General features: G+C 69.8%; 8 protein-coding genes. 1 reads left to right on the top strand and 7 read right to left on the bottom strand.

Annotated features, from left to right (window positions below; all coding sequences use genetic code 11):
• Positions 1–679 precede the first annotated feature (679 nt).
• From OWR29_RS04115 to OWR29_RS04090, 6 genes are read right to left on the bottom strand one after another with little or no spacing between them, the layout of a single operon-like run.
• Positions 680–2,662, bottom strand: a complete 1,983-nt coding sequence (locus tag OWR29_RS04115) for a hypothetical protein (RefSeq protein ID WP_267561006.1) — start codon at positions 2,660–2,662, stop codon at positions 680–682.
• On the bottom strand, positions 2,583–3,752 hold the full coding sequence (locus tag OWR29_RS04110) for a glycoside hydrolase family 130 protein (RefSeq protein ID WP_267561005.1): 1,170 nt from the start codon (positions 3,750–3,752) through the stop codon (positions 2,583–2,585). The genes OWR29_RS04115 and OWR29_RS04110 overlap by 80 nt, the downstream gene beginning before the upstream one ends.
• A gap of 1 nt (position 3,753) precedes the next feature.
• Positions 3,754–4,584, bottom strand: a complete 831-nt coding sequence (locus OWR29_RS04105) for a carbohydrate ABC transporter permease (RefSeq protein ID WP_267561004.1) — start codon at positions 4,582–4,584, stop codon at positions 3,754–3,756.
• A complete protein-coding gene (locus OWR29_RS04100) occupies positions 4,581–5,507 on the bottom strand; it encodes a carbohydrate ABC transporter permease (protein WP_267561002.1) in 927 nt (308 codons plus the stop codon). Before OWR29_RS04100 ends, OWR29_RS04105 begins: the two co-directional genes overlap by 4 nt.
• Complete coding sequence (locus OWR29_RS04095; protein ID WP_267561000.1) at positions 5,507–6,796, bottom strand: extracellular solute-binding protein; 1,290 nt, start codon at positions 6,794–6,796, stop codon at positions 5,507–5,509. Before OWR29_RS04095 ends, OWR29_RS04100 begins: the two co-directional genes overlap by 1 nt.
• Positions 6,793–7,878 carry a LacI family DNA-binding transcriptional regulator gene (locus OWR29_RS04090; RefSeq protein WP_267560999.1) on the bottom strand — a complete coding sequence of 362 codons (1,086 nt, stop codon included), beginning with the start codon at positions 7,876–7,878 and terminating at the stop codon, positions 6,793–6,795. Before OWR29_RS04090 ends, OWR29_RS04095 begins: the two co-directional genes overlap by 4 nt.
• A gap of 188 nt (positions 7,879–8,066) precedes the next feature.
• On the opposite strand from OWR29_RS04090, the gene OWR29_RS04085 reads away from it, so the two are divergent.
• The gene (locus OWR29_RS04085; RefSeq protein ID WP_267560998.1) at positions 8,067–10,637 is read left to right on the top strand and encodes a hypothetical protein; all 2,571 of its coding nucleotides are present in this window, start codon (positions 8,067–8,069) and stop codon (positions 10,635–10,637) included.
• Positions 10,638–11,227: 590 nt separating this feature from the next.
• Here the strand turns inward: OWR29_RS04085 and OWR29_RS04080 are convergent.
• Entirely contained in the window at positions 11,228–12,019 is a 792-nt protein-coding gene (locus OWR29_RS04080) for an NADP(+)-dependent, decarboxylating phosphogluconate dehydrogenase (RefSeq protein WP_267560997.1), read from the bottom strand.
• Between the last annotated feature and the right edge of the window lie 399 nt (positions 12,020–12,418).

Below are 12,418 nucleotides of genomic sequence, written 5' to 3'. Positions count from 1 at the left end.
ACGCCACACGACCGTGAACCCGCCCAGCAACCCAGCGCGCACTCACGCCGGCCCGACGCCACACGACGGTGAAGCCGCCTGGCAGCACCAGCGCTCTCACGCTTCAGCTCGGCGTCACACGACCGTGAATCCGCCGCCTGGCAGAACCCAGCACACACTCACGCGCCGGGGTCAGCACCGCCGACAGCGAACCCGGCATGCAGAACCCAGCGCGCACTGACGTCCCGGCCCGGCGCGACACGACGGCGAACCCGCCCGGTCGAAACCAGCACACTCCCGGCCCGGCCCGGCGCCACACGACCGTAAACCAGCCGCCCGGCAAAACCCAGCACACACTCACGCGCCGGGTCAGCGCCGCCCGACAGTGAACCCGCCAGGCAACCCAGCGCGCGCTCATCCCCCGGCCCGCGCGACGCGACGGTGAAGCTGCCTGGCTGAACCCGGCGCGCACTCACACGCCGGCTCGGCGCTCCACGACGGTGAACCCACCCGGCACAACCCGGCGCGCGCTGACGCGCCGGGTCAACGCCGGACGACAATTAGCCCGCCCGGCAGAACCGAAGCACGCACATACGACCCCGGGCCGGCGCCCCACGACGGTAAAGCCGCCCGGCGTTGACCCGGCGCGCACTCACGCGCAGGGCCAGCGCCGGACGGTGGAGAAGCCGGCTGGCGGAACTCAGCGGCGGACGATGGTGAAGCCGCCGGGTAGGACCAAGGCGCGCACCGACGTGCCTGACGTGGAGGCTCGGGAGCGGCGGACTCCGGTGGCGTCGTAGGACTCGATGACCGCCGGGCCTGAACCAGCTACGGCGACCGTCACCGTTTGTGGTGTGCGGGACGCGCTGCGGAGCAGGGCCGTTGTGTGGCCGGCGCCGGTGATGACGTAGCGCGACACCAGCGGCTCGAGGATGACCGCGTCCACCACTGCCTCTCCCCCGGTGGAGGTGGCGACTAGGTCGGTGCTGCCCGGTGGCAACTCGCCGTTCAGCGTGACGGGCAGCAGGGCGCCGGGCGCCGGCGATGCGCCCTGGGGGCCCACGTCGCCGCGCCGGACGGTGCCCAGCGACTTGCCGGTCGAGGTCCACCGGGTCAGCGCTGCTGAGCCGGGCTGCAGGTTGACCACGGGCAGCACCAACTGCGGTTGGGTGGCCGCGGGCAGGGTGAAGCGGGCGGTGGCGCCAGCTGGCATGCGGACGTAGCGGTCGCCGCTGTACTGGGATTCGCCCGTCCACGGTGACGGCGGTGTTACCACGGCGGCGCCGCCGGCCAGGACGGCCGATTCGGCCTCGATCGTGGTGGAGCCGACCCGCGTGACGATGCTGCCCTGGCGGGCCACGGCCAGCACGTCGGGGTGGGCGTCCAGGGCCAGCATGCTGAGCAGGCCGTGGATCGTGGACTCGGCGCCCGCGTTGCGGTTGACCGTGCCGTCGGCGGCTATGCCGTCGACCGTGCGGCCGGTGGCCGGGTCGTAGGCGGCAGCGCCGGCCGCGTTGGCGCCGAAGTACCAGGCGGCCACGATGCCGGCCAGCTGCCGGAAGCCGGTGCGGCCGGTCGCCCCGGCCACGGCCAGCAGCGACTGGATGCGCGAGTCCACCCCGTACGCGATCTGGTTCTTGTCGATGCGGGCGGGCAGCCGGCCGTTGTCGGGGCCGCCGGACGTGAGCAGCCACGGTGTGAAGACGGCAGCGTCGGTGACTGACGGTCGTACAAAATCGTTGTCGTTCAGCACCTGACCGGCGCGGGCGAGCGCAGCCGGCATCTGGGAGGCCCAGGCATGCCAGTCCGAAAGGGACAGTGCCCACGGCAGCACCGCCCCGAACGGCCACTCGCGCGCCGAGCCGTCCGACAGCACGGCGATGCCCTCGGACAGCTGCCGCAGCACGCGCCGCGCCGCCGAAGAACCACCGGCCGACACGTACGCGGCCAGTCCCAGCACCGCCTCGGCGCTGGCATCGGCGCCATCGACGACCAGCCACGCGGGCCGGCGCACGCCGTCGATGTTCTGCCACTTGCCGTACTCGGACAGGTCGAGCGCCCCGATCGCCAGGTCGAGCCGCTGCTTCAGGAAGGCCGCGAACGCGCGATCGGCCGTACGGAAGGCGGCATACCCCTCCCCCAGCGCCCAGATCGCGCGGGCCAGCCAGTACGACGGACCGCTGTCGGACGGGTCGGGCAGCTCGACCGGCTCGGGGCTCGCGTTGAACGTGCCGTCCGGCTGCATCCACAGCACGAAGAACCCGGACGACGTCGTCTGGAAGTACGTCAGACCCCGCAGCAACGAGTACGCGGCGTTCCGGCTCGCGGCGGATCCGGTCTGCTTCCAGTGCCGGATGTAGACCACGGCCGCCCGGGCGATGTCGTCGGAGTTGAAGGCGCCCTGCCCGTACGTGTCGGTGGCCGCGTCGTACGGCCCGCCGCCGATCCGCCGGTAGGTGCCGTCCGCGTTCGGCTCGGCATAGGTCCACAGCACGCCGATCGGTTCCGACGGCTTGTACGAGGTGTGCCCGGCCTGCGCGGGCGGCGTGACGGTGTCCCGCAGGAAGTCGAGGTGCGCCGTATTGGTGAGGCGCCCCGCCGCCTTACTGAGAGCGGGCGTCGAGCTCAGCAGCGGCGCTGTCAGGGCTAGTCCGCTGCCCAGCAACACGGATCGGCGCTTCATGGCTTTCTCCTTCAGCGGGCGAGTTCGAAGAGGACGCGGGGACGCGGTCGAGGCGGGCGACGCCGATCTTGCTGTCGGCCATGCCGTAGAAGACGTAGTTCACACCGTCGACCTGCTCGATGGCGGTGGGGAAGACGACGTTGGGCACCGTGCCCGACTGCTCGTCGGCCGTCTCGGGGACGAAAATCGGTTCGCTCGTACGGTCGAGGACGTGGCTGGGATCGGCCGGGTCCAGGATCATCGCCCCGGCGGCGTAGGTGACGCGCTGGTTGGCCGGGTCGAACCCGGGCGGGATGTAGCCGGTGACGCCGTGGTGGATCAGCAGCCAGCCCTCGGGCACCCGCAGCGGCGGCGGCCCGGCCCCGATCTTCAACGCCTCGAAGCCGAACTCCGGCAACGCGATGCACCGGTGGTTCCTCGGCCGCACCAGAGCGTTGATGTCCGACTCGACCTCATCCACCGGCACGTACGAGATCCAGATCCCGGCCCGTTCGTCGGTGATCCCGGCCGGCAGGTGCACGCCCTCGCCGGGCCGGAACCAGCCGAGGTCCCACATCGGCCGGTGGATCATCGCGTAGCTGGGCCGCCCGTCGGGGTCGGGCACCGGCTCGGGGAAGAACACCGCATCCTTGTTGGGGAACAGGTTGAGGTCGGTGTCGAGGTCGGGCTGGTAGGTGAACTGCACGGGCCCGAGCCGGGTCCAGTGCTCCAGATCCTCGGACACGGCCAGGGCGAGCCTCGGCCCGAGCGGCCCGTAGGCCACGTACGTCATGAGGTGTTTCCCAAGACTCGGAACCCAGGTCGTTCGCGGGTCCTCCACGCCGGCGTTGTTGAGGCCGCGTTCCCAGCCCTCGTCGGGCGAGAGCACGATGCCGCGGCGTTCGACCCCCACCGGTACGCCGTCCTTGAGCTCCACTTCGGCCAGTCCGACACGTGAGACGTTGCCCGTGGCCACCAGCCGCGGCAGCAGGAACAGGCGCCCGTCGGGCGTACGCCCGCTCGCGGGGTTGAGAACCCCCTCGGCCTCGAGGGGATCGCCGGTCTCGGGAGCCATGACGACGCCCAGCCGGGTCAGGGTGTACGGAACCATGTCAGCCTTTCACGCCGGAGCTGATGTCGGAGGAGATGAACTGCCGCTGGAAGGCGATGAACAGCGCGACCGCGGGCGCCGCCAGCACGCAGGCGCCGGCCAGGATCGCGCCGAACGGGTTGGCCGCCCGCGACGACACGTTGCTGATGTAGTTGGCCAGCGAGACCGCCAGCGGCTGCATGTCGGCGTCCTTGGTGACCAGGAACGGCCACAGGAACTCGTTCCACGGCCCGATGAAGGTCAGCAGCACGGCGGTGAGCAGAGCCGGGCGTACGAGCGGAAGCGCCACCGACCACAGGATCCGCACTTCACCCGCGCCGTCGAGCCGGGCCGCCGCGAACAGGTCGTCCGGCAGCTGCAGGAAGAACTGGCGGAAGACGAAGACGGCGGTGGTGTTGATGGCGAAGGGCAGGATCATGCCGAGATAGTTGTCGGCCAGCCCGTAGCCGCGCACGATCAACACGTACAGGGGAATGAGAAGCAGTTGGAACGGGATCACCTGGACCAGCAGCACGAGCGCGAACAACACGCCGCGTCCCCGCCACTGCAGCCGAGCCAGGGCGTAGCCGGCCACCGTGCCGAACACGACCGTGCCCAGCAGCACGCCGCCGGTGAAGATGCCCGAGTTGACCAGCGAGCCGAGCAGGTCGACGCGCGAGTTGATGTCCTTGTAGTTGTCGAGCGTCAGCCCCGAGGTGGGGAACGCGCCGGAGACCGACGTGTCCGGTTCGGACTGAAGCGAGCCGATCAGCATGTAGTAGAAGGGGAACAGGAAGATGAGCGCGCCGAGGAACAACAGGAAATAGCGCACCACGTTGGGCCAGCGCCTCATGAGTCCCGCCCTTCGATGAACCGGCGGTTGATGTACGCGACGACCAGCGTGGCCAGCACCAGCAGCACACCCAGGGCGGCCGCGAAGTCGGGCTCACCCTGCTGGATGCCGCGCTGATACATGATCAGCACCGGCGAGGCCGAGGACCCGTTGGGACCGCCGCCACCGGTCAGCAGATACGGCTCGGTGAACAGGTTGGCCCCGGTGATGAGGGCCAGGATCACCACGAGCGCCGTCGACGACCGCACCGCCGGCACGGTCACCGACCAGAACTTGTTCCAGCCGTTGGCCCCGTCGACCGAGGCCGACTCGTACAGCTCCTTCGGCACGTTCTGCAGCGCGGCCAGGTAGAGCAGGATGAAGAAGCCGAGCTGCTTCCAGGTCACGAAGAACGCGATGACGGGCATCGCCCAGCCCTCGTTGACCAGCCACGACGGGTCGGGCGCGAGCGGGCCGAGGATCGAGTTGACCAGGCCGCCCGAGTTGAACAGGAACAGCCACACACCGACGACGGCGACGCTCGCCGTCACGTACGGGACGTAGAACGAGACCCGAAGGAACGTACGGGCGTGGACCACCCGGTTGAGCGCGACCGCCAGCACGAGCGCGAGCGCGGTGGTCAGCGGCACGTTGATGACCAGGAAGATCAGGATGTTCTTGAACGCCTGCCGGACGGCCGGGTCGGTCACCGCCGCCTTGTAGTTGTCGAGCCCGACGAACGGGTGGTCGACGATGGCGCCGGGCGCGGCGAAGAAGTAGTCGTGAAAGCTCATCCACACCGAGAACCCGAACGGGTAGGCGAAGATGACCGCGAGATAGACGGCGTACGGGGCGGCCAGGATCATGCCCACCGGGTGGCGGCCGAGGAAGCCCGCCGCCCGGTTCCGCTTCGCGCCGCCCGCAACAGTGGGGGCGGCCGTCATCACGACCCGCTGGCCAGCTGGTCGACCTTCTGGGCAGCACCGGAGAACGCGTCCGCCACCGGCGTCTTACCGAAGATCACCGACTCCGAGTACGCGTCCCGGAAGGCCTGCCAGATGGCGACCGAGTTGGGCACGTTGGGCACCTCGACCGTGTTGGCGACCTGGTCCGCGAACGGCTTGTAGGCCGCGTTCTTGGCGAAGTAGTCGGCGTAGGTCGTCTCGAGGTCCTTGCGCAGCGGCATCTGGCCGGTGGCCTCGAGGAACTTGCCGTCCTGGTCCTGGCTGGTGGCGAACTTCATGACCTCCCACGCGGTGGCGCGGTTCTGGCAGGCGCTGTACATGGCCACGTTCTTGGCGTCGCTGAACGTCTTGATCTGCTCGGCCGGCTTGCCGGTGGAGGTCGGCACCGGGACCGTGCCCCACTTCACCTTGTTGCCGTAGACCTTGATCGCCCACGGCCCGACGATCGCCATGGCCGCCTTCTTGTCGGCGAACGAGTCACCGTTGTACATCTCCTTGGGCGACAGGCCCTCGTCGTACATGGTCTTCCAGAAGTTGGCCACGGCCAGGCCCTGCGGGGTGTTGAACTGGGCCTTGTTGTCCTTCACGAGCTGGTTGCCGTCGGTCTCGGCGGCGAACAGCGGGTAGAAGTCGAACCAGGACTGGAAGAACTCGCTGCTGGGCGCGGGGTAGATCGCGGCCTGGGCGGCGCCCGACGACTTGATCTTGCGGGCGGCGGCGAGGAATTCGTCGTACGTGGAAAGGGCGGGCTTCTCGGGGTCGAGCCCGGCCTTGGCGAAGATGTCCTTGTTGTAGATGATCCGGACCGGGTTCGACTTCCAGGGCAGCTGGTAGAACTTGCCGTCCGGCGACTTGTACTGCTCGGCCGTCTCGCCGGTGCGGTCGGTGACGTACTGCGCGCCGCCGTCGAACGAGTCGAGCGCGACCAGGCCGCCCTGCTTCTGGAACTGCGGGATGGCGGCCGGCGCGGTGTTCCAGATCAGGCAGGGCGCGTTGCCGGCCGTGATCGCGGCCCCGATGACCTCTTCCGAGCTCTTGCCGGCCGGGATCTCCTGCGCGGTGATCTTCTGGTCGGCGTGCTGGCTGTTCCACGACGCGACCATGGCCTTGCCCCAGGTCAGCTCCTCCTGGTTGTTGGAGAGCCAGATCGTGATGGGGCCGGTGGCCTTGTTGGCCTGCTCGGCGTCCCCGCCCCCGCCGCTGCCGTCGCAACCGGTGACGACGGCGAGGGACAGGGCGAGAAGGGCGGCCGGGAGGATGCGTTTCATCGTTTCTCCGTTCGAACTGTGGGGGGCGGGGGCGCGGTGGACGCCCGGGTCACCAGCTGGGCGGCGGGCACGGGAACGTCGTCGACCGTCCCGCCGTCGATGAGATCGAGAAGGGCTTCGGCGGCCTTGCGTCCCCAGAGGTAGGGGTCGGTGCGGACGCTGGTCAGGGGTGGCGTGACGTATGCCGCGAGATCGGTGTTGTCGAACCCGGTGACCGACAACTGGGCCGGCACGGCCACGCCGAGTTCGACGGCGACGGAGAGGCCGGCGATGGCCATCAGGTCGTTCGAGTAGACGATCGCCGTTGGTTTTTGCTCGGCCGGCTTCAGAATCTGGCGCGTTGCTGCCGCTCCGCCGGCCGGTTTCAAGATCTCGCGCGTTGCCGCCGCTCCCCCGGCGGCCGAGAAGTCGGCCTCCACGACCGGCCCGGCCGGAAGCCCGACCGCGGCCAGGGTCTCTTCGAACGCCTGGCGGCGGCGCTGGCCGTGCAGGAAGTGGGCCGGCCCGGCGACATGGGCGATGTGGCGGTGGCCCAGCTCGGCCAGGTGCCGCACCGCGGCCTCGATGCCCGGCCGGTCGTCGACCAGCACGGCCGGGAACGGGCTCGGGGCGTCGGGCCGGGCGATGGAGACGGCCGGCAGGCCCAGCTCCTCCAGCAGGGCCATCCGCTGGTCGTCGACGCGCAGGTCGAGCAGGAACACCCCGTCGACCCGGCCGGCGTCGGCCAGCCGCCGGTAACCCGCCTCTTCCTCCGCCTCGGGCACGACCTGCAGCACCAGGGCCTGCCCGCGGTCGATCAGCGTGCGCTCGACGCCGGCGATGAACGACGGGAAGAACGGGTCGGCGCCGAGCAGTTCGGGCTCGCGGGCGAGCACGATGCCGACGGCGAAGGCGCGGGAGACCGACAGGGCGCGGGCCTTGGTGCTGGGCGTCCAGCCGAGGTCGCGAGCGGCCGCCAGGATCCGCTCGCGGGTGTCCTCGGAGACGCCGGGGCGACCGTTCAGCGCGAACGAAACAGTGCCTTTGGAAACACCGGCGGCCCGCGCGACATCGACGATCGTCGGCCTGTCTGCCCTGGTCATAGCACCTCCCCGGATTTACTAAACCGGTTTGATCGAAACATAGACCGGTTTCGCCGATCGCACAATCGGAGGACGTCAAATGTATGAACGGCCAGCCCGACATATCCGAACAGATGATGATCGCGCCCTGTCATTCGACACCTCGGCAGTGTGTTTCCAGTGCCTCGAACGACCTGATAGACACAGGCATGCGCCGACTGCTGGTGGTGATCGTGCTGCTGGCGCTGGGCGCCGGGGTGGCCTACGGGCTCGAGGGCGCCCTGCGGCTGTCGTGGGAGCCGGCGCCGACCCTGCCGCCCGCGGCCTCTGTTCACCATCGGGAACTGCCGCTGCGGCTCACCGATGCCGGCTCGGTCGGACGGTCGGACAATCCCGCCGCCTGGGGCGACGACTACTCGCTGAACACCGACATCGTGACGAGCGCGCTGCTGCCTCGGGCGCCGTGGGTGGACGCGGCCGCCGTCGAGCGGATCGCCGGCGAGTTCCGGCAGCTCGTCGACCACTCGGCCGGCCAGGGCTACAACGGAGTCGTCGTGCCCGGCTTCCTCGAGTACGTGACGTTCGCGGGCCACGGCGTCTATCGCGACGACGATCCGCACATCGCCCGGGCCCGGGCCATGGTCGATGCATTCCGGCCCGTCTTCGCGTACGCGGCGGGCAAGGGCATGCGCGTCTACTTCATGACCGACATGCTGGCGCTCTCGAAGCCGCTCGACGACTACCTGGCGAAGCGGGACGACCCGTGGCCGATCTATCAGGCCGGGCTCCGGGAGCTGTTCGCCAGCATGCCGTTCGCGGCCGGGCTGATGGTGCGCATCGGCGAGGGCGGATCGGCCTACGAGGCGCCGGGCTGGGACTATTTCTCGCGCATCGCGGTGACAGAGCCTTCCCAGGTACGGGCCATGTTGCGCGCATTCCTGTCGGTGGCGGGCGAGGCAGATCGCGACATCATCTTCCGCAGCTGGACAGTCGGCGTGGGGGCGGTCGGCGACCTGCACACCAACCCCGAGTCGTACGAGGAGGTGCTGGGCGGGCTCGACGACCCGCACCTGATCGTCTCGACCAAGTTCACGCTGGGCGACTTCTACAGCCACCTGCCGCTCAACTGGACGCTCACGGTGGGGACTCAGCGCCGCATCGTCGAGTTCCAGGGGCGCCGGGAGTTCGAGGGATTCGGGGCCCTGCCCAACGACCTGACGGCCCTTCATGCGTACGCCCTGAAGCAGTTGCTCGCGAAGAACGAGCACATCGAAGGCGTGTGGCTGTGGACGCAGGACGGCGGGCCGCTGCGCGCCGGGCCGCGCACGCTGTATCTGCGCACCGGTTTCTGGCAGTTGTACGACCTCAATGCTTACGCGATGGGACGGCTCGCCCGCGCGCCGGCCACCGACCCGTCCACGATCACCGCCGACTGGGTGCGGCAGACGTTCTCGGCCGATCCCGCGACGGTGGCGGCGATCGCGCAGGTGTTCGCGATGTCGCGCGAGGCCGTCGAGAAAGGGCTCTACCTGCGCCCGTACGCGGATTACTCGGTCAAGGCCCTGGGTCTCGAGCCGCCGCCGATGATGTGGATTTTCGAGTGGGACATCGTGACCGGAGACTCGTCGGTGCTCGACAGCATCTACGCCATCGGCCGCGACCACGTCGACGAAACCATCGCGGACGGCCGGCGAGCGGCCACGATCGCCGGCGACCAGCTGGCCCGGATCAACTCCACCGATCCGGCGAAGTGGCGCGACCCGGCGCTGCGGACGCGGCTGATCGAAACCCTCGAATACCAGCAGGACCTGTTCGGAACGCTGGCCGCCTACCGCGAGCTGGTACTGCGGCGGGCGCAGTGGGTCGACACCGGCTCGGCCACGGCGCGCAAGCAGTGGCGTTCGGCTCAGGCTGCGTACGAGGCCGCCCGCGACAACCACGTGCGGCGCTACGGCACGAACGTCGACCTGCCCGCCTACAACTTCACCGCGGCCGACTTGGGCAATGCGCGGTTCGCCCGCGACCCGGCCATGGCGATCGCGGCCCGGGTGCTGCTGGCCCTGCTGGCGCTGTCCCTGCTGTGGCCGGCCGCCCGGCGTCTCTGGCTGGCCGGCGTCATGCCGTGGCGCGCGCAGGCCTCGTCCGCGGCCGCCCTGCTGTTCGCGGCGGCTGTGCTGGTGGTCAGCCGGGCCATCTTCACGTGGTTCGCCGCGCCGGCCCACATGCTGGTGACGCTGGCCGCGTGGGCCGTGGTGGCGCTCGTCGCCCGGCTGCTGGTGCGCAACCCGTATCTGCTGTGGACGGTCATAGCCGGGGTGGCCCTGCTGCGATCGGTGCTGCTGCTGGGCGTGCTGGCGGTGCGCGGCCCCGGCTACTACTGGTTCGGCTTCTGGACGAACCCGGCCGCCCGGTCGGCGTACGTGATTGTGGGGTTCGCGCTTTTCGCCTGGCTCTTCGTGGCCCTGGGTTCAGCGCTGCGCCACCAGTACGGCTGGCCGCGCCGCCGCGTGACCGGAGCCGTGCTGCTCACGGCGGGCCTGCCCACGCTGGCCCTGGGCTTGCTGGTTTGGGTGGTGAGCCTGGAGACGGCGCTGACCACATGGAACGACCAGCTGGCCCTGCTGCCGTGGGGCCTGCACAGAATCCTAGGCATGGTCACCTACCTAGGCATTCCACCTCACCTACCGATCTGGCTGACCGCGTTCGGCGCAATCGCCGCAGCCACCGGCGCCGCCCTACGCCGCTTGCCCACACCCGCAAGCCCAACGCAGCCACAGTGACCGGCGGGCCGGCCTCTTATCCGCCGCGGCCAGTGCCAACACCGCGAGCCCGACGCGGTCGCGGCAACCGACAACGCGACGCCGCTCCCCGCCCGCCACGTTGGTCACGGGCCGCTTACCCGCGCGAGCAATCACGCACCGCAGGTCCGACGCAGCTGCGGCGAACAGCCGGGCTTGCCACGGCCCTAACCCACACCGTGTCGGTCGTGCCGCCTACCAGCAGTAATGGCGCACATCGTCACGCCAATCACGCGCCGCTTGCGGCAGCGGCACCACAAGCCCGACGTGGCCGACGACCGACGATCGGCGCGGTCATACCCGCGTCGCCAGATTGATCATGCGCAGTTTGCGGCACTGGCACCGCGAAGCTGGCTCAGTCGTAGTGACCGGCGATGCCACGCTGTAGCGTCCGCTGGCTGAACGCCTCTTGTGACGCCGGCATCACGAGCGCGATCCGGACGCGACCGACAACCGCAACCGGCAAGGTCCTGCTGCGCTCGCCGCGTTGATCATGCGTGACCTTCGGCACTGGCACGCGAAGCCGGCGTAGTCGTAGTGACCGGCAAGGCCACGCTGCACCGTGACGTTTGTTAGGCGGCGCTGGCCGGCGCTCGCAAGCTTGGCACCGCGAGGCCGATGCGGGCGGCCTCGGCGGTCACGCGCCGCCACGCCGGGCGGTAGTGGCGTAGCACGCCGGCGAAGTACAGGTCGTCCTCGAGCCGTGCGGGGACGGGCTCAGCCTCGAACGCCTCCCGGACGTAGTTCAGGAAGCGCCCGCCGATGGCGCTGCCCGCACGCCAAGCGGAGGCGATCGACGCTCGATGCTCGACCGGCAACCGTTCGAAGGCTCGCGAGTAAGCGTCGATGCGTGCCGAGTACAAAGCCTCGAAGATCTCCGGCACCGTAACGTCCAGCTCGCCCGTCGCCTCGGTGGCGGCCTGCGGAATCGCGGGAACGCCGAGTTCGGCGGCCAGGTGGTCGGCGAAGGGACGGTCGTCGGGCCGGCCCAGCACGCGGGCGGCCGTCTCCATCAAGCGGGAGCGAAGCTCACCGGTGTCCCAGTCGGCGAAGATCTCGCCCGCTGCTTCAGGCTTGCGGCCCAGGCCGGTCACGATCAGTTCGTAAGCGTCGACGGCCAACTGAAGGTCGGCGGCGGCCAAGTCGTCGTGCACGTGCTGGGCGCTATGACCGGCGACGCCGGTACCGGCGTAGGCGACGCACGGCACGTTCTGCTCGCGGGCGGCGGTGGCGCGCAGAATCGGCCGCACCCTCAGGTAGGCGGCGTGGTTACCGCCGACGACGTAAGCCGGCCCTTCACGCAGCATCGCAGCGTCGCGGGTCACGCCGCAGCTGAGGACGTGCGCGCCGCCCTCGACGATCACCGTGTCCGCGTCATCGTCGACCAGAAACACGACGTCCGGCCGCTCCCCCGGCTTCGCGAACCCGTAGCCGTGACCAGCCAAGTTGTCCGCCAAGCTCCGAGCCGACTCCCCCGCGCCCGAGACTCCCACCAGTGCCACGGCCCCACCCCTCTATTCAGCCGAGGACGGTAGCCGCCCGCAGTGCCGATCAAGTGTGCGACATGGACAACTCCGACTGATCGCCGGATGGCCGTTTACGCGCATTCGCTCACAACTAGCCAATCCGCCGAGCAAGCGCCACACATCCGCGCAGTTCCCGACCAGCACGCCACAAGCGCACAGCAACACGGACACGACTGCTCACTGGATGCTCCCTCACGCGCGTTCGCTCACAACCGAGCAACCCGCCAACCGACGCCG

Origin of the sequence: Paractinoplanes pyxinae, assembly GCF_026626335.1 — a bacterium.
Taxonomy (GTDB): domain Bacteria; phylum Actinomycetota; class Actinomycetes; order Mycobacteriales; family Micromonosporaceae; genus Actinoplanes; species Actinoplanes pyxinae.
The sequence above is the reverse complement of the archived record's forward strand: the minus strand, read 5'-3'. Positions and strand labels throughout refer to the sequence as shown.

Coding starts and splice junctions, on each gene's coding strand:
- OWR29_RS04110 (WP_267561005.1), bottom strand. CDS start 3,752: ATGGTTCCGTACACCCTGACCCGGCTGGGCGTCGTCATGGCTCCCGAG.
- OWR29_RS04095 (WP_267561000.1), bottom strand. CDS start 6,796: ATGAAACGCATCCTCCCGGCCGCCCTTCTCGCCCTGTCCCTCGCCGTC.
- OWR29_RS04105 (WP_267561004.1), bottom strand. CDS start 4,584: ATGAGGCGCTGGCCCAACGTGGTGCGCTATTTCCTGTTGTTCCTCGGC.
- OWR29_RS04085 (WP_267560998.1), top strand. CDS start 8,067: ATGCGCCGACTGCTGGTGGTGATCGTGCTGCTGGCGCTGGGCGCCGGG.
- OWR29_RS04100 (WP_267561002.1), bottom strand. CDS start 5,507: ATGACGGCCGCCCCCACTGTTGCGGGCGGCGCGAAGCGGAACCGGGCG.
- OWR29_RS04090 (WP_267560999.1), bottom strand. CDS start 7,878: ATGACCAGGGCAGACAGGCCGACGATCGTCGATGTCGCGCGGGCCGCC.
- OWR29_RS04115 (WP_267561006.1), bottom strand. CDS start 2,662: ATGAAGCGCCGATCCGTGTTGCTGGGCAGCGGACTAGCCCTGACAGCG.